General features: G+C 65.6%; 14 protein-coding genes and 1 other RNA gene. 10 read left to right on the top strand and 5 right to left on the bottom strand.

The features are described from left to right. Positions 1 to 129: 129 nt before the first annotated feature. A complete protein-coding gene (aqpZ, locus tag ACODS5_RS19075; RefSeq protein ID WP_134693530.1) occupies positions 130 to 828 on the top strand; it encodes an aquaporin Z in 699 nt (232 codons plus the stop codon). Here aqpZ and guaD read toward each other — a convergent pair. The 4 genes from guaD to xdhA all read right to left on the bottom strand — a co-directional run bounded on the left by guaD (position 825) and on the right by xdhA (position 6984). Continuing rightward, positions 825 to 2129, bottom strand: a complete 1305-nt coding sequence (gene guaD, locus ACODS5_RS19070; RefSeq protein ID WP_489109398.1) for a guanine deaminase — start codon at positions 2127 to 2129, stop codon at positions 825 to 827. The genes aqpZ and guaD overlap by 4 nt on opposite strands. A 10-nt stretch (positions 2130 to 2139) precedes the next feature. Next, positions 2140 to 2985, bottom strand: coding sequence for a xanthine dehydrogenase accessory protein XdhC (gene xdhC / locus ACODS5_RS19065; protein WP_489109397.1), 846 nt, complete (start codon positions 2983 to 2985; stop codon positions 2140 to 2142). Positions 2986 to 3137: 152 nt separating this feature from the next. Continuing rightward, on the bottom strand, positions 3138 to 5537 hold the full coding sequence (gene xdhB / locus ACODS5_RS19060) for a xanthine dehydrogenase molybdopterin binding subunit (protein WP_489109396.1): 2400 nt from the start codon (positions 5535 to 5537) through the stop codon (positions 3138 to 3140). Continuing rightward, a complete protein-coding gene (gene xdhA / locus ACODS5_RS19055; RefSeq protein WP_489109395.1) occupies positions 5530 to 6984 on the bottom strand; it encodes a xanthine dehydrogenase small subunit in 1455 nt (484 codons plus the stop codon). Before xdhA ends, xdhB begins: the two co-directional genes overlap by 8 nt. 272 nt (positions 6985 to 7256) lie before the next feature. Between xdhA and ACODS5_RS19050 the strand changes: the two genes are divergently transcribed. The 7 genes from ACODS5_RS19050 (at position 7257) to ACODS5_RS19020 (ending at position 17698) form a co-directional block, all read left to right on the top strand. Beyond that, a complete protein-coding gene (locus ACODS5_RS19050; protein ID WP_134693535.1) occupies positions 7257 to 7916 on the top strand; it encodes a GntR family transcriptional regulator in 660 nt (219 codons plus the stop codon). 4 nt (positions 7917 to 7920) lie between these two features. Beyond that, positions 7921 to 11409, top strand: coding sequence for a chromosome segregation protein SMC (gene smc, locus ACODS5_RS19045; protein ID WP_489109394.1), 3489 nt, complete (start codon positions 7921 to 7923; stop codon positions 11407 to 11409). Positions 11410 to 11613: 204 nt separating this feature from the next. Beyond that, the gene (gene zipA, locus ACODS5_RS19040) at positions 11614 to 12504 is read left to right on the top strand and encodes a cell division protein ZipA (RefSeq protein WP_134693537.1); all 891 of its coding nucleotides are present in this window, start codon (positions 11614 to 11616) and stop codon (positions 12502 to 12504) included. Positions 12505 to 12603: 99 nt separating this feature from the next. Continuing rightward, positions 12604 to 14958: an NAD-dependent DNA ligase LigA gene (gene ligA, locus ACODS5_RS19035; RefSeq protein WP_134693538.1), complete on the top strand. Its 2355-nt coding sequence runs from the start codon at positions 12604 to 12606 to the stop codon at positions 14956 to 14958. Positions 14959 to 15099: 141 nt separating this feature from the next. Next, positions 15100 to 15196, top strand: an RNA gene (ffs, locus tag ACODS5_RS19030) — signal recognition particle sRNA small type. Between the two features lie 149 nt (positions 15197 to 15345). Next, a complete protein-coding gene (locus ACODS5_RS19025; protein WP_489109393.1) occupies positions 15346 to 15726 on the top strand; it encodes a hypothetical protein in 381 nt (126 codons plus the stop codon). 25 nt (positions 15727 to 15751) lie between these two features. Then, positions 15752 to 17698: a hypothetical protein gene (locus ACODS5_RS19020; RefSeq protein ID WP_489109392.1), complete on the top strand. Its 1947-nt coding sequence runs from the start codon at positions 15752 to 15754 to the stop codon at positions 17696 to 17698. Positions 17699 to 17770: 72 nt separating this feature from the next. Here the strand turns inward: ACODS5_RS19020 and ACODS5_RS19015 are convergent, their stop codons facing one another. Continuing rightward, positions 17771 to 18175 carry a helix-turn-helix domain-containing protein gene (locus ACODS5_RS19015; protein ID WP_489109391.1) on the bottom strand — a complete coding sequence of 135 codons (405 nt, stop codon included), beginning with the start codon at positions 18173 to 18175 and terminating at the stop codon, positions 17771 to 17773. A 37-nt stretch (positions 18176 to 18212) separates the two neighbouring features. Here ACODS5_RS19015 and ACODS5_RS19010 point away from each other — a divergent pair, with 37 nt between their 5' ends. Then, on the top strand, positions 18213 to 18758 hold the full coding sequence (locus ACODS5_RS19010) for a DUF2938 domain-containing protein (protein WP_489109390.1): 546 nt from the start codon (positions 18213 to 18215) through the stop codon (positions 18756 to 18758). A gap of 138 nt (positions 18759 to 18896) precedes the next feature. Further along, positions 18897 to 20924, top strand: coding sequence for a DNA polymerase III subunit gamma/tau (dnaX, locus tag ACODS5_RS19005; protein WP_489109389.1), 2028 nt, complete (start codon positions 18897 to 18899; stop codon positions 20922 to 20924). Positions 20925 to 20966: the final 42 nt, after the last annotated feature.

The following is a 20966-nucleotide window of genomic DNA, read 5'->3' as shown; positions in this document are numbered from 1 at the left end:
GGGGCCCGAGGCGGCCCTTGTCGTTACTGGTCATTTGCCGGGGTCCTGATAGATTTACTAGTTGCAAACCCCTTTTCAATGTGGTTGGGCTTGCGCAAACGTTGCGTCCAATGACTTGAGGAGAGGTCCATGACTACTTCCCTGGGTGTGCGCATGGGTGCCGAGCTGGTCGGTACCTTCTGGTTGGTACTCGGTGGTTGTGGCAGCGCGGTGCTGGCCGCCAGTTCGCCGGTCGGCATCGGGGTGCTCGGCGTCGCGTTCGCCTTCGGCCTGACCGTGCTGACCATGGCCTTCGCCATCGGCCATATCTCCGGTTGCCATCTCAACCCCGCCGTGTCGTTCGGCCTGGTGGTGGGTGGGCGGTTTCCGGCTAAAGAATTGCTGCCCTACGTGGTTGCCCAGGTGATCGGCGCGATTCTCGCCGCGGCGGTGATCTATTTCATCGCCAGTGGCAAGGCCGGCTTCGAGCTGGCCAACGGGCTGGCTTCCAACGGTTATGCCGAACACTCGCCGGGTGGCTACAGCCTGGCGGCGGGCTTTGTCAGCGAGGTGGTGATGACCGCGATGTTCCTGGTGATCATCATGGGTGCCACCGATGCCCGGGCGCCGGCTGGGTTCGCGCCGATCGCCATTGGCCTGGCGCTGACCTTGATCCACCTGATCTCGATCCCGGTCACCAACACTTCGGTGAACCCGGCACGTAGCACCGGGCCTGCCTTGTTCGTCGGCGGCTGGGCGCTGCAACAGCTGTGGCTGTTCTGGCTGGCACCGCTGATCGGCGCGGCGATCGGCGGTGCGCTGTACCGAGGCTTGGCGAAACAGCCTTAGCGCTGGTGCACGCGACGTCCGGCGGCGTAGGTTTCGCGCACGGTACGGTCGTCGCCCAGGGTGGTGAGCACGAACAGGGTTTCCTCGATATTCTTCGACTGCTGTAGGCGGTAGTCCAAGAGCGGGGTGGCCTTGTAGTCAAGCACCACGAAGTCGGCATCATTACCCGGGCGCAGGCTGCCGATGCGGTCGTCCAGGCGCAGCGCGCGAGCGCCGCCGAGAGTGGCCAGGTACAGCGACTTGTACGGGTGCAGGCGCGCGCCTTGCAGCTGCATTACCTTGTACGCCTCGTTCAGGGTGTTGAGCAGCGAGAAGCTGGTGCCGGCGCCGACATCGGTGCCCAGGCCGACATTGACCTTGAGGCGCTCGGCCTGGGGCAGGTTGAACAGGCCGCTGCCGAGGAACAGGTTGGAGGTCGGGCAGAAGGCGATGGCCGAACCGGTTTCGGCCAGGCGCTGGCATTCGCTGTCGCACAGGTGCACGCCGTGGGCGAACACCGAGCGCTCGCCGAGCAGCTCGAAGTGGTCATAGACATCCAGGTAGCCTTTCTGCTGCGGGAACAGCTCCTTGACCCAGTCGATCTCCTTGAGGTTCTCCGACAGGTGGGTGTGCAGGTAGACGCCTGGGTGCTCCTTGAGCAACTGGCCGGCCACGCTCAACTGTTCCGGCGTGCTGGTCGGGGCGAAGCGCGGGGTCACCGCGTAGTGCAGGCGGCCCTTGCCGTGCCAGCGCTCGATCAGTGCCTTGCTGTCGCGGTAGCTGGATTCGGCGGTGTCGGTGAGGTAGTCGGGGGCGTTGCGGTCCATCATCACCTTGCCGGCGATCAGGCGCAAGTCCAGGCGTTCGGCCTCCTCGAACAGGGCGTTGACCGACTCCGGATGCACGCTGCCGAACACCAGCGCGGTGGTGGTGCCATTGCGCAGGAGTTCGGCGAGGAAGATCTTCGCCACCTGGTCGGCGTGGGCCTTGTCGGCGAACTGCTTCTCGCACGGGAAGGTGTAGGTGTTCAGCCAGTCCAGCAACTGCTCGCCGTAGGAGCCGATCATGCCGGTCTGCGGGAAGTGGATATGGGTGTCGATGAAGCCCGGGGTGATCAGGGCGTCCTGGTAGTGTTGCACCGGGATGTCGGCGTCGAGGGTCGGCAGCAGTTCGCTGGCATGGCCCAGGGCGCTGATGCGGCCGCCGTCGACTACCAGCAGGCCGTCTTCATAGTATTCGCAGGACGCCTCCAGGCCGACCTCGGCGGGGTCGGCGATGCTGTGCAGGATGGCGGCTCGGTAGGCTTTGCGGGTTGCGCTCATGGGGCTCTCGTCAAAGGGTCTGGCTGCGTCGCGAGGACGGCAGCAACTGGGCGATGGGGCCTGAATTGGCGGCAGCGTCGTGCTGGCCGAAGCAGGCGTTGTAGGTGGCAATGATTTCGGCGGCGATGGACACGGCGATCTCGATCGGCAGCTTGCCCTTGACCTCGGCCAGGCCCATCGGGCAGCGCATGCGCGCCATCAGCGCGTCTTCGAAGCCGCGCTCGCGCAGGCGGTGCTCGAACTTGACACGCTTGGTCTTCGAGCCGATCAGGCCGAACCAGGTGAAGTCGTTGCGCTTGAGGATCGCGGCGGTCAGCTCCAGGTCCAGCTGGTGGTTGTGGGTCATGACGATGCAGTAGCTGCCGGCGGGTAGGTCGGCGACTTCGTCGACCGGCTCTTCGCTGACGATTTTGCTCACCCCATTGGGGATGACCTCGGGGAATTCCTGTTCGCGCGAATCGATCCAGCGCACCCGGCAGGGCAGCGCGGCGAGCAAGGGTACCAGAGCCCGGCCGACATGGCCCGCGCCGAACACGGCGATCTCGGCCTGCACCCCGGTCATCGGCTCGAACAGCAGCACGGTGGCGCCGCCGCAGCACTGGCCGAGGCTGGCGCCGAGGCTGAAGCGCTCCAGGTGCGGGGTGCTGCGGTGTTCCTCCAGCATCTGCCGGGCGATGTGCAGGGCCTTGAACTCCAGGTGGCCGCCGCCGATGGTGTCGTACAGCGCGCTGGCGCTGACCACCATCTTCGAGCCGGCGTTGCGCGGCGTGGAGCCGCGCTCCTCGATGATGGTCACCAGCACGCAGGGTTCGCCGCGCGCTTGATGCTCGGCGAGGGCGTTGATCCATTGGTGCATGTCTTCAATCCTCCTCGTGCCCTTTGTAGGAGCGGCCTTGTGTCGCGAAAGGGGCGCGAAGCGGCCCCAACATCTGTGCAGCGATGAAGATTTCTGGGGCTGCTACGCAGCCCTTTCGCGACACAAGGCCGCTCCTACAGGGTCCCGCGTTTTCAGTGGGTGACAGTTTCCAAAGCGGGCTCCACAGGCTGCTGCGCAGCCACCGCCTTGCGCATCTGCTCGCAGCCCCACAGCACCCGCTCCGGCGTCGATGGCGCGTCGATGTTCGGTTGCACCCGGTAGTCGGCGATGCTCGCCACCGCATCCTTGATCGCGCACCAGGCGGCGATGCCGAGCATGAATGGCGGCTCGCCCACGGCCTTGGAATGGAACACCGTGTCCTCGGGGTTCTTGCGGTTCTCCACCAGCTTGACCCGCATGTCCAGCGGCATGTCGGCCACCGCCGGGATCTTGTAGCTGGCCGGGCCGTTGGTCATCAGCTTGCCCTTGGCGTTCCACACCAGTTCCTCGGTGGTCAGCCAGCCCATGCCCTGGATGAAGCCGCCTTCCACCTGGCCGATGTCGATGGCCGGGTTCAGCGAGTCTCCCACGTCATGCAGGATGTCGGCGCGCAACATCTTGTACTCGCCGGTCAGGGTGTCGACGATCACTTCCACGCAGGCGGCGCCGAAGGCGAAGTAGTAGAACGGGCGGCCACGGGCCTGGGTGCGGTCGTAGAAAATCTTCGGAGTACGGTAGAAACCGGTGGTCGACAGCGACACCTGGGCGAAGTAAGCCTGCTGCACCAACTGCTCGAAGCTGACGATCTGCTCGCGCACGCGCACATGGCCGTTGCGGAACTCGACGTCTTCCTCGGTGACGTTGTAATGCCGCGCGGCGAACTCGGTGAGGCGCTTCTTGAGTATCTCGGCGGCATTCTGCGCGGCCTTGCCGTTCAGGTCGGCACCGCTGGAAGCGGCGGTGGGCGAAGTGTTGGGCACCTTGTCGGTGTTGGTGGCGGTGATCTGGATACGGTTGAAGTCCACCTGGAACACCTCTGCCACCACCTGGGCGACCTTGGTGTTCAGGCCCTGGCCCATCTCGGTGCCGCCGTGGTTGAGGTGGATGCTGCCGTCGGTGTAGATGTGGATCAAGGCGCCGGCCTGGTTGAGGAAGGTGGCGGTGAACGAGATGCCGAACTTTACGGGGGTCAGCGCCAGGCCTTTCTTCAGCACCGGGCTGTTGGCGTTGAAGCGACGGATCGACTCGCGGCGCTCGTGGTAGTCGCTGCTGGCCTCCAGTTCGGCGGTCATCTCGTCGAGCATGTTGTGCTCGACGGTCTGGTAGTAGTGGGTGACGTTGCGCTCGGTCTTGCCGTAGTAGTTGGCCTTGCGCACCGCCAGTGGGTCGAGGGCCAGGTGGCGGGCGATATGGTCCATCACCTGCTCGATGGCGACCATGCCCTGCGGCCCGCCGAAACCGCGGTAGGCGGTGTTGGAGGCCGTGTTGGTCTTGCAGCGGTGGCCGTGCACGGTAGCGTCGCCCAGGTAGTAGGCGTTGTCGGAGTGGAACATGGCGCGGTCGACGATCGAGCCGGACAGGTCCGGCGAGTAGCCACAGTTGCCGGCCAGATCGAAATTGATCCCGTGCAGGCGGCCTGTGTCGTCGAAGCCTACGTCGTACTCGACATAGAACGGGTGGCGCTTGCCGGTCATGGTCATGTCCTCGACCCGTGGCAGGCGCATCTTGGTTGGCTGGCCGGTCAGGCGCGCGATCACCGCGCACAGGCACGCGGGGCTGGCAGCCTGGGTCTCCTTACCGCCGAAACCGCCACCCATGCGGCGCATGTCGACGACGATCTTGTGCATCGGCACGTCGAGCACCTCGGCCACCAGCTTCTGCACCTCGGTGGGGTTCTGCGTGGAGCAGTAGACGATCATGCCGCCGTCTTCGCTGGGCATTACCGAGCTGATCTGGGTTTCCAGGTAGAAGTGCTCCTGGCCACCGATGTGCAGGGTGCCCTGGATACGGTGCGGGGCGCTGGCCAAGGCGGCGACCGAGTCGCCGCGCTGGTGGGTGTGGCTGTCGAGCACGAAGTGCTTCTTGCGCAGGGCTTCGACCACGTCGAGCACTGGCTCCAGGTCTTCGTACTCGACGATGGCGGCCATGGCGGCGCGGCGGGCGGTGTCCAGGTCGCGGGCGGCCACGGCGAGTACCGGCTGGCCGAAGAACTCGACCTTGTCGATGGCCAGCAGCGGGTCGCCAGCGACCACTGGGCCGATGTCCTTGAGGCCTGGGATGTCTTCATGGGTAATGGCGATACGCACGCCTTCGAATTGGTAGCAGGGCGTGGTGTCGATGCGCAGGATACGCGCGTGGGCGCGGTCGGCGGTGCGCGCATAGACGTGCAACTGGTTGGGGAATTCCAGGCGGTCGTCGATGTACACCGCCTCGCCGGCCACGTGCTTGTCGGCGCTGTCGTGCTTGAGGCTGCGGCCGACCCCGGTGGTCAGGCCCTGGCTGAACAATGCGGCCATCTCGGCCTGGCTCTTGACGGCGTGATGGTTAGACATAGGCGGTCACCCGGGTTTCGATGTGCGGTGTTTGCAGTTCGATGAAGTACTTGCGCAGCAGGTTCTGCGCGGTCAGCAGGCGGTACTCGCGGCTGGCGCGGAAGTCGCTGAGCGGGGTGAAGTCCTCGGCCAGGGCCTGGCAGGCGCGTTCGACGCTGGCCTGGTTCCAGGGCTTGCCGCGCAGCGCGGCTTCGCAGGCGCGGGCGCGTTTCGGGATTGCCGCCATGCCGCCAAAGGCGATGCGCACGCCGCTGACCACGCCGTTGTCGAGGCTCAGGTTGAATGCCGCGCACACCGCGGAGATATCGTCATCCAGGCGCTTGGACACCTTATAGGCGCGGAACGTCCAGTCGTTGCTGGCGCGCGGCACGATGATCTTCTCGATGAACTCGCTGTCCTGGCGCGCGGTGATGCGGTAGTCGATGAAGTAGTCCTCCAGCGCCAGGGTGCGTTGGCGCTCGCCCTGGCGCAGGACGATCTGCGCATCCAGGGCGATCAGCAGGGGCGGCGAATCGCCGATCGGCGAGGCGTTGCCAATGTTGCCGCCCAGGGTGCCCTGGTTGCGGATCTGCAGCGAGGCGAAGCGGTGCAGCAGGGCGCCGAAGTCGGGGTATTCCTCGTTGAGCGCGGCGTAGCAGTCGGTCAGCGGGGTGGCGGCGCCGATCTCCAGGTGGCTGGCGCGCTTGTCGATGCGCTTGAGCTCGGCGACATGGCCGACGTAGATCATCACCGGCAAGGTGCGGTGGAACTGGGTGACCTCCAGGGCCAGGTCGGTGCCGCCGGCCAGCAGCCGGGCTTCGGGGTGCGAGCTGTACAGCTCGGCCAGGTCGGCCACGGTCAGCGGCACCAGGCAGCGCTTGTCGCCGCTGTTGAGCTCGCCGGTCTGTTGTGGGGCGATGGCCTTGAGGCGGGCGATGGTCTGTGCCTGTTGGGCGTCGAACTGGTCGCGGCAGGGGCGCGCGCAGCTCTGTTCGGCGGCGTCGAGGATCGGCCGGTAGCCGGTGCAACGGCACAGATTGCCAGCCAGTGCTTCCTGGGCCTGGTGCAGGTCGTGGCCGCTGCTGTTCTTCTGCAAGGCGAACAGCGACATGACGAAGCCTGGGGTGCAGAAGCCGCATTGCGAGCCATGGCAGTCGGCCATGGCCTGTTGCACGCTGTGCAGTTCGCCCTGGTGCTTGAGGCCCTCGACGCTGATCAGCTGTTTTCCGTGCAGCGACGAGACGAACGTCAGGCATGAGTTCAGGCTGCGGTAGCGGATGCTGTCGCTGCCCTGTTCGTCCTGTAGCAGTTCGCCGACGACCACGGTACAGGCGCCGCAGTCGCCGCTGGCGCAGCCTTCCTTGGTGCCGGGCTTGCCCAGGTGCTCGCGCAGGTATTGCAGCACCGTCATGTTCGGGTCCAGGGCGTGCTCGCTGCGCAGCTCCTGGTTGACGAGAAACTGGATCACGGGGGAGGGCCTCGCAATGGTTTTATTGTTGTTCGGGCGGACTCTAAGCAACGCTTGACCTTGTGGTCAATAATTTTCTGACCCAAAGGTCAAGATTTTGCTCGAACCCTTTCCAAACCGCCTCATCGAGCCTTTTCCCAAGCATAGTTCGCGGCGTGGCCCACGCTCGACCCGACAGTCGCACAAAGCACCTCGTCGCGCTGCGCGAGCGCAGGGCAAGTGCGCTACAATCGCGCCCTTGTGCACAGCTACCCAGATCGCGAAGGAAAACCATGACGTTCAAGGCGCCGGACAGCCTCTCCGAGCAAATTGCCCACTACCTGGCCGAGCGGATCATCCGCGGCGAACTCGCACCCGGCGAGCGCATCCAGGAGCAGAAGGTCACCCAGGCCCTCAACGTCAGCCGCGGCTCGGTGCGCGAGGCGCTGCTGATCCTCGAACGTCGCCACCTGGTGGCGATCCTGCCGCGTCGCGGCGCCCATGTGACCGAGCTGGACGAAAATAGCGTGCGCAGCCTGTGCACCCTGATGGGCGAGTTCTACATCTTGCTGGGCAACGCCGTCGCCGAGCATTGGCGCAGCGACAGCGACCTGCGCCCGTTCCTGGAGATCCAGCAGCGTTTGCAGCAGGCCCACGTCGGCAAGGACATCAAGGCCTTCGTCGCCGACAGTTTCGCGGTGATGCGCGCGGCTTATCCGTTCGCCAACAACCCGTACCTGCAGGAGACCGTCGAGAACCTGCAGCCGGCCATGAGCCGTGCCTATTACCTGGCCCTCGACCAGCGCCAGGCCAGCATGGTCGACTACCTCACCCTGTTCGCCAGCCTGCTCGAGGCGGTGGTCGCCCGCGACCTGCCGCGCATCCGCGAGGTCCTCACCGCCTATTGCCAGCGCAGCTGCGAGCTGGTGCTGGCGGCGCTGGCGCGAGCCTGAAGCCATGCGCCTGAAGTGCATTCGCCTGGCCGGGTTCAAGTCGTTCGTCGACCCGACCACCGTCAACTTCCCCAGCAACATGGCGGCGGTGGTCGGCCCTAATGGCTGCGGCAAGTCCAACATCATCGACGCGGTACGCTGGGTGATGGGCGAGAGTTCGGCGAAGAACCTCCGTGGCGAGTCGATGACCGACGTCATCTTCAATGGCTCCACCAGCCGCAAGCCGGTCAGCCAGGCGAGCATCGAGCTGGTGTTCGACAACAGCGACAACAGCCTGGTGGGCGAGTACGCCGCTTATGCCGAGATCTCGATCCGGCGCAAGGTCACCCGTGACGGTCAGAACACTTATTACCTGAACGGCACCAAGTGCCGGCGCCGGGATATCACCGATATCTTCCTCGGCACCGGCCTGGGGCCGCGCAGCTACTCGATCATCGAGCAGGGCATGATCAGCAAGCTGATCGAGGCCAAGCCCGAGGAACTGCGCAACTTCATCGAGGAAGCGGCGGGGATCTCCAAGTACAAGGAGCGCCGCCGCGAAACCGAAAACCGCATTCGCCGCACCCAGGAAAACCTGGCGCGCCTGACCGACCTGCGCGAGGAGCTGGAGCGCCAGCTCGAACGTCTGCACCGCCAGGCCCAGGCTGCCGAGAAGTACCGCGAGTACAAGGCCCAGGAACGTCAGCTCAAGGCGCGCCTGTCGGCCTTGCGCTGGCGTGAACTGGATGCCCGCGTGCGTCAGCGAGAGACGGTCATTGGCGACCAGGAGATCGCCTTCGAGGCGCTGGTGGCCGAGCAGCGCAACGCCGACGCCAGCATCGAGCGCTTGCGCGATGGCCATCACGAGTTGTCCGAGCATTTCAATCAGGTGCAGGGCCGCTTCTATTCGGTGGCCGGTGATATTGCCCGGGTCGAGCAGAGCATCCAGCATGGCCAGCAGCGCCTGCGCCAGTTGCAGGACGACCTCAAGGAGGCCGAGCGCACCCGCCTGGAAACCGAGTCGCACCTGGGGCACGACCGCACCTTGCTGGCGACCCTTGGCGAAGAATTGGCGATGCTCGAACCGGAGCAGGAGCTGACCCTGGCCGCAGCCGAGGAGGCCGCCGCGACCCTGGAGGAAGCTGAGCTTGGCATGCATGGCTGGCAAGAACAGTGGGACGGCTTCAACACCCGCTCCGCCGAGCCGCGCCGCCAGGCCGAGGTGCAGCAGGCTCGCCTGGCGCAGCTCGAATCCAGCCTGGAGCGCCTGGCCGAGCGCCAGCGCAAGCTCGGCGAGGAGGGCGAGCAACTCGGTGGTGATACCCAGGACACCGAGACGTTCGATCTGGGCGAGCAAGTGGCCAGCAGCGAGTTGCTGCTCGAGGAGCTGCACCTGCAAGAGCAGCAGGTGGTCGAGCGCCTGGAAGGGTTGCGCGAACAATTGCAGCAGACCAGCCAGGCGCAACAGCAACAGCAGGGTGATCTGCAGCGCCTGGGCGGGCGCCTGGCCTCGCTGGAGGCCTTGCAGCAGGCTGCGTTGGAGCCCGGTGTGGGGGCCGCCGACTGGCTGCGCGCCCAGGGCCTGGAGCAGTGCCCGCGCCTGGCCGAGGGGCTGCGGGTCGAGCCCGGTTGGGAGCTGGCGGTGGAAACGGTGCTTGGCGCAGACCTGCAGGCCGTGTTGCTGGACGACTTCGCCGGCCTGGACTTCGCCGCGCTGGAGCAGGGCGATCTGCGCCTGCTGCTGGCCGTGGACGAGGGCTCGCGCGTTGCCGGCAGCCTGCTCGACAAGGTCGAGGGGCGGGCCGATCTGTCGGCCTGGCTGGGGCAGGTCAGGCCGGTTGAAACGCTGGAGCAGGCGTTGGCGCAGCGGGCGTCGCTGGCTGCTGGGCAAAGCCTGGTCAGCCGCGACGGATACTGGGTCGGGCGGCATTTCCTGCGGGTCAGCCGCGGGGGTGAATCCCAGGGCGGCGTGCTGGCCAGGGGCCAGGAAATCGAACGCCTGGCCCAGGAGCAGCTGGAGCAGGAGGCGTCGCTCGAACAGCTTGACGAGCAACTGCAGCGCCTGCGTGAACAACAGCTCGACCTGGAGGAGCAGCGCGAGCAGTTGCGCCGTCGCAGCCAGGACGAGAGCCGCCAGCACGGTGAGCTCAAGGCGCGCCTGTCGGCTGGCCGAGCCCGGGCCGAACAGCTCGAACTGCGCCGCCGACGCTTGCACGAAGAATTGGCCGAGCTCCAGGAGCAGCGCGCCCTGGAGCACGAGCAGTTGGGCGAGGCGCGCCTGCTGTTGCAGGAGTCACTCGACCTGATGGCCCAGGACACCGAGCAGCGCGAGCAACTGATGGCGCGCCGCGACACCCTGCGCGAAGGCCTTGACCGGGTCCGCCAGGAAGCCCGCCAGTATAAGGATCACGCCCATCAACTGGCCGTGCGCCTGGGCTCGCTGCGCGCCCAGCACGATTCCACCCGCCAGGCCCTCGAGCGCCTGGAGCAGCAGGCCGCGCGCCTGAGCGAGCGCCAGGAACAACTGAACCTGAATCTGGAGGAGGGCGAGGCGCCGCTCGAAGAGCTGCGCCTGAAGCTCGAGGAGCTGCTCGAGCGACGCATGAGTGTCGATGAGCAGATGCGCCAGGCCCGCCTGCACATGGACGAGGCCGACCGCGAACTGCGCGATGCCGAACGCCGCCGCACCCAGGCCGAACAGCAGTCGCAGATGCTGCGCGGCCAGTTGGAGCAACAGCGTCTGGAGTCCCAGGGGCTGGATGTGCGGCGCAAGACCCTGCAGGAACAATTGCTGGCCGACGGCTACGATCTTCAGGGCGTGCTCGCCACGCTCGAGGCCGATGCCAGCGAGCAAGGCACCGAGCAGGAGCTGGAGCAACTCGAGGCGCGTATTCAGCGCCTGGGCGCGATCAACCTGGCGGCCATCGAGGAGTACGAACAGCAGTCCGAGCGCAAGCGCTACCTGGATGCCCAGGACGCCGACCTGGTCGAGGCGCTCGATACCCTGGAAAACGTCATTCGCAAGATCGACAAGGAAACCCGGAACCGCTTCAAGGATACCTTTGATCAGATAAATGCCGGATTACAGGCACTTTTCCCAAAAGTTTTCGGTGGCGGCAGCGCTTATCTGGAACTGACGGGCGAAGATCTACTCGATACAGGGGTGACGATCATGGCGCGCCCGCCGGGCAAGAAGAACAGCACCATCCATTTGCTGTCCGGCGGCGAGAAGGCATTGACGGCACTGGCACTGGTGTTCGCCATCTTCAAGCTGAATCCGGCGCCGTTCTGCATGCTCGACGAGGTCGACGCGCCGCTGGACGACGCCAACGTTGGCCGCTATGCGCGACTGGTGAAGGAAATGAGCGAAACCGTGCAGTTCATCTACATCACCCATAACAAGATTGCCATGGAGATGGCGGATCAACTGATGGGGGTGACCATGCACGAGCCGGGTTGTTCACGTCTTGTAGCAGTTGATGTGGAAGAGGCCATGGCCATGGTTGACACATGAGGTGTATGAAAGAGGTCGATCTTGTAGGCAATTTCCTCGGCAGATGCGACAGACGGTGTAAAGTTGCCTTTGGTCGTGCTAGCTTTATGTCACTTGTTTTTTGCGTGGGTAAAACGCCTGTCAGAACATAGAGTTGGCGCCACGTGTTAAAGGCCTTTGAAGCCTTTGTTTTCAAGCATATTTTTTATAGAGGCACGGGATTACATGGAAATCGGTCTGCGCGAGTGGCTGATCGTCATCGGCATCATTGTCATCGCCGGTATTCTTTTCGACGGCTGGCGCCGCATGCGCGGCGGCAAGGGCAAGTTGAAATTCCGTCTGGACCGTAGCTACGCCAACGTTCCGGACGATGAGGGCAGCGCCGAGGTGCTTGGCCCTGCACGTGTGCTGGATACCCATAAAGAGCCCGAGCTGGACGAAAGCGACCTGCCCTCGGTGAGCGCGCCCGCGCGTGAACGCGAGCGTGAGCGCGAAGCCAAGCCGGCCAAGGCCGCCAAGCGTGGCAAACGCAACAACAGCGAACCGCAGCAGGGTGACCTGAACCTGGCCGCCGAGCCGCGCGAGCCCGACCTGTTCGACGAAGGCCGCGACGAGCTCGCCGCCGACAGCAAGCGCAATGGCAGCTTCGCCACAGCCAGCACCCCGGCCAAGGAGCTGCCGCCCGCCGAGGAGGTGCTGGTGATCAGCGTGATCTCCCGTGATGAAGGCGGCTTCAAGGGCCCTGCCTTGCTGCAGAACATCCTGGAAAGCGGCCTGCGCTTCGGCGACATGGACATCTTCCACCGTCACGAGAGCATGGCCGGTCACGGCGAAGTGCTGTTCTCCATGGCCAACGCGGTCAAGCCAGGGGTGTTCGACCTGGACGACATCGACCACTTCAGCACCCGCGCCGTGAGCTTTTTCCTCGGCCTGCCGGGCCCGCGTCACCCCAAGCAGGCGTTCGACGTGATGGTCGCCGCCGCCCGCAAGCTGGCCCATGAGCTCGATGGCGAACTCAAGGACGACCAGCGCAGCGTGCTGACCGCCCAGACCATCGAGCACTACCGCCAGCGCATCGTCGAGTTCGAGCGCCGCGCGCTGACCCAGAAACGCTGATGTACCCGAGCGAGTGGGCCTTGCCTCGCCCACTTCGCGATGATTCAAGCAAAAGAGCAGCCTGGGGCTGCTCTTTTGCTTTGCAAGAGAAGACGAAGAATGAACGCCGAATCCCGAATCCATGAGTTGCGTGCCGAGCTCGACCAGCACAACTACCGCTATTACGTGCTCGATGAGCCCAGCGTGCCGGACGCCGAATATGATCGCCTGTTCAGGGAGCTCAAGGCGCTGGAGGCCGAGCACCCGCACCTGGTGACCCCAGATTCACCGACCCAGCGCGTCGGCGGCGCGGCGCTTGCCGCGTTCAGCCAGGTACGTCATGAAATTCCCATGCTCAGCCTGGGCAATGCCTTCGAGGAAGACGACCTGCGCGATTTCGACCGCCGCGTGGTCGAGGGCCTGGACCTGCCGGGCGGCGACTTGTTCGCCACCCGCGCCGCCGTCGACTACAGCTGCGAGCCCAAGCTCGACGGCCTGGCGGTGAGCCTGCTGTACCGCGATGGCCAGCTGGTGCAAGGGGCCACCCGTGGCGACGGCAGCACCGGCGAGGACATCAGCGCCAACGTGCGTACCGTGCGCAACATCCCGCTGAAGTTGCAAGGGCAGGGCTGGCCGACGGTACTGGAAGTGCGGGGCGAGGTGTACATGAGCAAGGCCGGTTTCGACCGGCTCAATGCCGCCCAGGCCGAGGCCGGCGGCAAGACCTTCGCCAACCCGCGCAACGCCGCCGCCGGCAGCTTGCGCCAACTGGACTCGAAGATCACCGCCAGTCGCCCGCTGGAGTTCTGCTGCTATGGCGTTGGCCAGGTGTCCGAGCCGTTCGGCGACAGCCATATCGACATTCTCGAGAAGCTCAAGACCTGGGGTCTGCCGATCAGCCGCGAGCTGCGTCACGCCGCCGGGATCGAGGAGTGCCTGGCCTATTACCGCGATATCGGCGCCCGTCGCAACGACTTGCCCTACGAGATCGACGGCGTGGTGTTCAAGGTCAATGCCCTGGCCGCGCAGCGCGAACTGGGCTTCCGCGCCCGTGAGCCGCGCTGGGCCATCGCCCACAAGTTCCCGGCCATGGAAGAGCTCACCGAGGTGCTCGATGTCGAGTTCCAGGTCGGCCGTACTGGCGCGGTGACTCCGGTGGCCCGCCTCAAGCCGGTCAAGGTCGCCGGGGTCACGGTGTCCAACGCCACCTTGCACAACATGGACGAGATTGCCCGCCTGGGCCTGCGCATTGGCGACACGGTGATCATCCGCCGGGCCGGTGACGTGATTCCCCAGGTAATGCAGGTGGTGCTCGAGCGTCGCCCCGCGCATGCCCGCGCGGTCGAGGTGCCGAGCAGTTGCCCGGTGTGCGGCTCGCAGGTCGAGCGCACCCAGCTGGTCAAGCGCAGCAAGGGCAAGGAAACCACCAGTGAAGGCGCGGTGTACCGCTGCGTCGGGCGCCTGAGCTGCGCTGCCCAGCTCAAGCAGGCGATCATCCACTACGTGTCGCGCCGGGCCATGGATATCGACGGCCTGGGCGAGAAGAGCGTCGAGCAGTTGGTCGATGAGAACCTGATTCGCTCGCCAGCCGACCTCTACCAGCTCGCGTTCGAGCAGGTGGTCGCTCTCGAAGGTTTCGCCGAGGTCTCCAGCCGCAAGTTGCTGGAGGCCATCGAAGCCAGCAAGCGCCCGAGCCTGGCGCGCTTCATCTACGCCCTGGGCATCCCTGACGTGGGCGAGGAAACCGCCAAGGTGCTGGCGCGCTCGCTGGGCAGCCTGGCGCGGGTGCAGGTGGCCTTGCCGCAAGTGCTCACCTACCTGCCGGACATCGGCCTGGAAGTCGCCCACGAGATCCACAACTTCTTCGAGGACGAGCACAACCGCGCGGTGATCAGGCAATTGCTCGAGAGCGGCATGCAGTTGCAGGAGGAGGGCGAGCTGGCTGCCGAATTCGCGGCCAGCACCACCCTGGCCGGCATGCTCGCCAAGCTCGATATCCCGTCGGTGGGGCCCACCGGGGCCGAGAAGCTGGTCGACAAGCTGGGCACCCTGGACAAGATCATTGCCGCCGATGGCATCGACCTGCGCCAGGCCTTGAATACCAAGGCGGCCGACGGCGTGCGCGAGTTCTTCAAGGTCGAGGCCAACCAGCAGTTGGCCCGTGCCATCGAGGCCCAGTTGCTGGACTTCGGCATGCACTGGTCGTGCGAGAAGAAGACCGCCGAGGGCCTGCCCCTGGCCGGCCAGACCTGGGTACTGACTGGTACCCTGGAGCGCATGAGCCGCGATATCGCCAAGGACAAGCTGGAAAGCCTGGGAGCCAAGGTGGCGGGCTCGGTGTCCGGCAAGACCCACTGCGTGGTCGCCGGCCCCGGCGCTGGCTCCAAGCTGGCCAAGGCCGCTGAGCTGGGTGTTGCGGTGATGGACGAGGAGGCATTCGTGGGCTTCCTGGCGGAGCGCGGTATCAGCGTCTGAACCCGCTGGCCTTGTCGCGGGGCCAGCCCGCTCCCACAAGTCCTTGAGAAATGATGGTTTTTTCACGATCAAAGGTTGTAACTTCGCCCTGGCGCTGTACAATGGCGCGGCTCGTCACTTGGCGAGCCGTCGTGGTGGCCCCATCGGTCCCCCCGCATTGATTACCCGTTAACCTGGTCAGGCCCGGAAGGGAGCAGCCATAGCGGGAACATCGAGTGCCGGGGTGTGGCTGGTGGGGCCGCCTCCATTTCAGGCCCGCTAAAGCTCATGGTGCCTGCCGCGTCAGCCCTTCTTACGTCTGCATACGTCTTCGCACCTGCACAAAGCAGCGTGTGGCCTTATCATGCATCCCAGCGTTTCAGTCCGTTCGGCCAGGAGATAGCGACCGTGGAACATGTCGACGAGCTCACCCGCCAGAAAATCCGTGAGTGGCAACTGCGCCGCCTGGAAATCAAGGACCAGATGGCCGCCCAGCCCGAGCGTGTGCTGGAGCTGTCGCAGGTGCTCGACCAGATGGAAGAGGAGCATGAGCGGATTCTCGAGGAGGCAACCCCGCCGGCCAGCGTGACGCCCAGCGCCACGCCACTCGAGCTGCACCTGCAGGTCTCGGCGAAGAATGCGCGAGATCTGCGCAAGTTGCTCGAGCTGGCCTTGCACGAACTCGATGACGCCCTGGCCGAGCCTCGGCCGGGCAGCCAATGCGCCGACATGGCCGGCTCGCTCGGCGCCTACCGCTTCACGCTGAGCGCCGAGCCCGGCGAATCCTGAATGTTTGCCCGGAACCTGCGCCCTCATGCAGCCTGAACACTTCGACTTTTCCTGTCCGGTCTATTTGCCGGTGACCGCCGAGGTCTGCCAGGGGCTGTTGCAGGCCGAAGGCGCGCCCGCGCTCGAGGCCCTGAGCGAGCCCGAACTCGCAGCGTTGCTGGTGATCCAGAACCTGGCCCAGAGCGGCGCCAAGGTCGATGCGCTGGCCGCCGAGAAGGTGCTGGGGCGGTTGCTGGCCTGGGCAGTGGACGGGCCGCATTCGGCCGATGTCGGCCTGTTGTCGGAGGCGCGCCGACTGTTCGATGCGCGCAAGCTGTACTTCGGCCTTGAGGTAATCAAGGGCTCCCGGCTGCGCCTGCTCGATGCCGAACAGGTACGGGCGCGGGCCTACCTGCTGGCGGACGGCAAGTGGGATTTCGCTTTCCGTATCCGTCTGCAGCAAGACGGCGACCCGTTCAGCCAGCAGGTGACCACGGGCTTCGACAAGGAGCGCTGGCTGACCGTCGAACAGGACAAGCTGCTCAAGGTGGTGCGCGCCAACCTTGATGAAGACCTGCATGTGCAAGGTTATGCCGGGATCGGCAAGAGCTACCTGCTCGGCGCGCTGATGGACTGCCTGCCGCGGGGGCGGGTGCTGGCCCTGGCGCGCACGCCGGCCAAGCTGGGTGCCCTGCGCCAGCGCATGGGGCTGGATGCCCAGGCCAGGGTCGGCATGACCTTCGGCCAGTTCGCCCGCGCGCTGCTCAAGGAGGCCCGGCCGGCGGCCAAGGCGTCGCCGCGGGGGCCGGGCAAGCGCCGCCTGGCCGAAGAACTGGGCATCGTCGGGCTACGCCAGTACGACGCCGAGCATGCCCTGGATATCTGCCTTGAAGTGCTGCAACGCTACTGCGAGTCGCGGGACTACAGCCTGTCGAACCGCCACTTGCCGTTCTTTCGCCAGGCGCTGTCGGCCCTCGATGCGCAGGTGTTGCTGGAGTACGCCAGCCGGCTGTGGCGCTACCTGGAGGCGAACCCGGCCTGGGGCGCGCAGACCGGCTTCGAGGCTCTGCTGCTGATCAAGCGCGCGAGTTTGGCCGGTTGCAGCGTGCCCGGGCGTTTCAGCCATGTGATCATCGATGAGAGCCAGGATGTGCCGGCGTCGCTGCTGCAAACCATCGAGCGCGGCCGCCAGGTGCTGATCACCCTGGGTGATGAATACCAGAAGGCCAGTGGCGAGGTGGTGCGCCGCGAGCGCCAGGTGCGGCACAAGGACATGGCGTTCGCCGTGCGCTCCGGGCGCCAGGTCGAGCGCCTGATCAACCCGTTGATTGGCGTGCACTCGCAAAAATCCAAGGTGGCCTTCGAGGCGGCGGACGCCGTGGATGTCGGGATAGAGCACTTCCCTGAAGGTTTTGTGCCGCCCGAGGGTTGCGTGGTGCTGACAGCCTCGCGTTGGGACACCATGCGCTGGGCCATGGAACTGGTCGATTGCAACTGCCTGCTGAGCTTCCCCGACTGGCCCGACATGCGCCGCTTCATGGCCACGGCAGTCAGCCTGTTCAGGTCGGCGTTCCATGCCACGGGGCCGGATGCCGAGGGTCAGCACGGCTATTTTGCCCATCTGCTCGATTGGCGGCAGGTGCGTGAGTCGGAGCGCTTCGATGCGTCGTTCCAGTGGGTCGAGGCGCGCCTGGAAGCTGGGTTCAAGCTGGCCGACCTGACCCTGCTCGATGCCCGGGTCGCGGATCGGCGGGGCAGCCTGATCCTGATGCAGGCCGAGGAGGCCGGCGGGCTGGAGTTCGACCAGGTGCTGCTGACGCCAGAGTTGATGACCACCCAGCGCTTCAAGGATGCCTACGCATTCGATGTGCGGATCTGCGCGGTGTATATCGCCTTGTCGCGGGCGCGCCGGCAGTTGTACCTGCCGTACGATGTGCAGGAGTGGATCGACTACCACAAGAGCCAGCCGTTTCGCGAGTTGCACGGTTACTGAGGCTTGCTGGATGGGGCCTGGGAGCGCCCCGCGATACCGGCGAAGGCGCTGCCAGCCATCGCGGGGCGGGTTTCAGGCCTTGCTGGCTAATCTGCCGCGCTTGCCCTGGCTGGCCGATACCTGCATCAAGCGCTGGAATGTCGGGCAGTGCAGATGATGCGCTCCGGGGCAGGCCGCTGCATGGCGCAACCCTTTGCTCATGGCTTGCAAGCGTCGGACCTTGTGGTCGATCTCGTCGGCCTTGGCCAGCAACATCTGCCGGTCGACCTGCTGCTCAACGAGCATCGCCGCCACCTCGTCCAGGGAGAACCCGGCTGCCTGGCCGAGGGCGATCAGTGCCAGGCGTTCTGCTGTGTCGGCTGGAAACTGTCGGCGCTGGCCGCGGCCGGCCAGTGACTTGAGCAGTCCCTTGTTCGCGTAATAACGCAGTGTCGATGCAGGCACCCCGGTGCGCCGGGCGACATCGGCAATGTCCATGGCAATCCCCCTTGACTTGAAGTCGACTTCAACTTGCATGCTGCTTGGCAGGTACCTTTTCGTCAACTTGCCAAGGACTTTCACCGTGACTACCTCACTCCTCGGTCTCTGCATCGTGCTGGTCGGTATCGGCGCGACCCTGGTCATGGACCTGTGGACCTGGCTGCTCAAGCGCCTGGGCGTTACCACCCTGAACTACGCGATGATTGGCCGCTGGGCCGGGCATCTGCTGCAGGGGCGCTGGCGTCATGTGGCGATCGGCAAGGCCGCGCCAGTACGCGGCGAGCTCGGCTGGGGCTGGCTGATCCACTATGCCACCGGGCTGGCGTTCGCCCTGTTGCTGGTGGCGATGGTTGGGGAGCCCTGGCTGCGCGCACCTAGCCTGTGGCCAGCATTGCTGGTCGGGGCGGTGACCGTACTGGTGCCCTTGTGCGTCGTGCAACCGGCTCTGGGCGCCGGTTACTTCGCGGCGAACACCCCGGCGCCGCTGCGTAGTTGCCTGCGCAGCCTGGCGACGCACTGCGTGTTTGGCCTTGGGCTGTTCCTTAGCGCCTGGACCCTGGCCTGGTGCCTGCGGGGGTAGGCGGACAGGGCAGGAGGGCTTGGCGCCTTGGCGGTCTGCCCAGGCTTGCGCCTGGACGACAACGGCAGGGTGCAATTTTGGCCCCGCTCCGCTAGCATTAGCGCTCTTTCCGCCCGCTCCGGTCACGATGGTTTTTTGATGAGTTATCAGGTTCTTGCACGTAAATGGCGTCCGCGCTCGTTCCGCGAAATGGTCGGCCAGACCCATGTGCTCAAGGCTTTGATCAACGCCCTGGACAACCAGCGCCTGCACCACGCCTATCTGTTCACCGGCACCCGTGGCGTAGGCAAGACCACCATCGCGCGGATCATCGCCAAGTGCCTGAACTGCGAGACCGGCATCACCTCGACGCCCTGCGGCACCTGCTCGGTATGCCGGGAGATCGACGAGGGCCGCTTCGTCGACCTGATCGAGATCGACGCCGCCAGCCGCACCAAGGTCGAGGACACCCGCGAACTGCTCGACAACGTGCAGTATGCCCCCAGCCGCGGGCGCTTCAAGGTCTACCTGATCGACGAAGTGCACATGCTTTCCACCCACTCGTTCAACGCCCTGTTGAAGACGCTGGAAGAGCCGCCGCCCTACGTCAAGTTCATCCTCGCCACCACCGACCCGCAAAAGTTGCCGGCAACCATCCTGTCGCGCTGCTTGCAGTTCTCGCTGAAGAACATGAGCCCGGAGCGCGTGGTCGAACACCTTAGCCACGTGCTGGGCGCCGAGAACGTGCCGTTCGAGGACGATGCCCTGTGGCTGCTCGGGCGCGCCGCCGACGGCTCGATGCGCGACGCCATGAGCCTGACCGACCAAGCCATTGCCTTCGGTGAAGGGCGAGTGCTGGCAGCCGATGTGCGGGCGATGCTCGGCACCCTCGATCATGGCCAGGTGTACGGCGTGCTCCAGGCGCTGCTCGAGGGCGATGCCCGGGCGCTGCTGGAGGCGGTGCGTGACCTGGCCGAGCAAGGCCCGGACTGGAACGGCGTGCTCTCGGAAATGCTCAACGTGCTGCACCGGGTGGCCATTGCCCAGGCGCTGCCGGAGGCCGTCGACAACGGCCAGGGCGACCGCGACCGAGTGCTGGCGCTGGCTCAGGCCCTGCCGGCCGAAGACGTGCAGTTCTATTACCAGATGGGCCTGATTGGCCGCCGTGACCTGCCGTTGGCACCGGACCCACGTGGCGGCTTCGAAATGGTCCTGCTGCGCATGCTGGCGTTCCGTCCGGCCGATGCCGACGATGCGCCGAAGCCAGTGCTAAAGCCGGTGGGGATCAGCCAGGCCACAGCTGATCCAACCACACCGGTGGCAGCGGCGGCTGCTGTCGTCACGCCGCCAGTGGTGCCCGTTGCCGTGCCGGCCGAGGTTGTCGAGGCGGCCCCAGTGGCAGCGCCCGCGGCGGTCGAGCCAGCGACGCCAGAGCCCGTCTCTGAACCGGCGGTGCTGCCGGCAGCGGTCGAGGACGTCGTCGACTTGCCGTGGGAAGAGCCTGTCGCCGCGCCTGTGCCAGTGGCTATCGAACCTGAGCCTGAGCCGCCTGCCGCCGAACCGGCGCACTACCAGCCCGACGATGACGCGCCGCCGTTCGACCCGTCCGCCTACAGCCCGGCGGGCATGGAGCGCGATGACGAACCGCCAGGCGATGAGGATTACTACACCCCGGACAGCGACCCGGCCGGTTTCAGCTATCTGGACGAACTCGCCGAGCACGTCCAGGAAGAGCCCCCTGTCCAGGCGCCTGAACCCTTGCCCGCCGCTCAGCCGGCCACCGGTCTGGCCCTGCAATGGCTGGAATTATTCCCACAGTTGCCTGTCTCTGGGATGACAGGCAACATCGCCGCCAACTGTACCCTGATCGCCACCGAGGGCGACGATTGGCTGCTGCACCTGGACCCAGGCCAGGGCGCGCTGTTCAATGCCACCCAGCAACGGCGCCTGAACGACGCGCTCAACCAGCTGCTGGGGCGTAGCATCAACCTGAGCATCGAGTTGATCCGCCCCGAGCAGGAAACCCCGGCCCAGGCTGCAGCGCGCAAGCGCGCCAACCGCCAGCGCGACGCCGAAGTATCGATCGAGCAGGATCCGCTCATCCAGCAGATGATTCGGCAGTTCGGCGCGACGGTACGACAGGATACTATTGAGCCTGTAGACGCCCTGGTCAGCCAGGGTCAATGACGGATAACCATGCGGCCGGCCACGGGGCGGGCCGCATCACAT

The sequence above is a fragment of the Pseudomonas sp. FG47 genome (assembly GCF_057809115.1).
This window is presented reverse-complemented; position numbering and strand designations above follow the sequence as displayed.

Excerpts from the sequence above, each read along its gene's own strand:
- aqpZ (WP_134693530.1), top strand. The coding sequence starts at position 130 with ATGACTACTTCCCTGGGTGTGCGCATGGGTGCCGAGCTGGTCGGTACC.
- guaD (WP_489109398.1), bottom strand. The coding sequence starts at position 2,129 with ATGAGCGCAACCCGCAAAGCCTACCGAGCCGCCATCCTGCACAGCATC.
- xdhC (WP_489109397.1), bottom strand. The coding sequence starts at position 2,985 with ATGCACCAATGGATCAACGCCCTCGCCGAGCATCAAGCGCGCGGCGAA.
- xdhB (WP_489109396.1), bottom strand. The coding sequence starts at position 5,537 with ATGTCTAACCATCACGCCGTCAAGAGCCAGGCCGAGATGGCCGCATTG.
- ACODS5_RS19050 (WP_134693535.1), top strand. The coding sequence starts at position 7,257 with ATGACGTTCAAGGCGCCGGACAGCCTCTCCGAGCAAATTGCCCACTAC.
- smc (WP_489109394.1), top strand. The coding sequence starts at position 7,921 with ATGCGCCTGAAGTGCATTCGCCTGGCCGGGTTCAAGTCGTTCGTCGAC.
- zipA (WP_134693537.1), top strand. The coding sequence starts at position 11,614 with ATGGAAATCGGTCTGCGCGAGTGGCTGATCGTCATCGGCATCATTGTC.
- ligA (WP_134693538.1), top strand. The coding sequence starts at position 12,604 with ATGAACGCCGAATCCCGAATCCATGAGTTGCGTGCCGAGCTCGACCAG.
- ACODS5_RS19020 (WP_489109392.1), top strand. The coding sequence starts at position 15,752 with ATGCAGCCTGAACACTTCGACTTTTCCTGTCCGGTCTATTTGCCGGTG.
- ACODS5_RS19015 (WP_489109391.1), bottom strand. The coding sequence starts at position 18,175 with ATGGACATTGCCGATGTCGCCCGGCGCACCGGGGTGCCTGCATCGACA.
- ACODS5_RS19010 (WP_489109390.1), top strand. The coding sequence starts at position 18,213 with ATGCTGCTTGGCAGGTACCTTTTCGTCAACTTGCCAAGGACTTTCACC.
- dnaX (WP_489109389.1), top strand. The coding sequence starts at position 18,897 with ATGAGTTATCAGGTTCTTGCACGTAAATGGCGTCCGCGCTCGTTCCGC.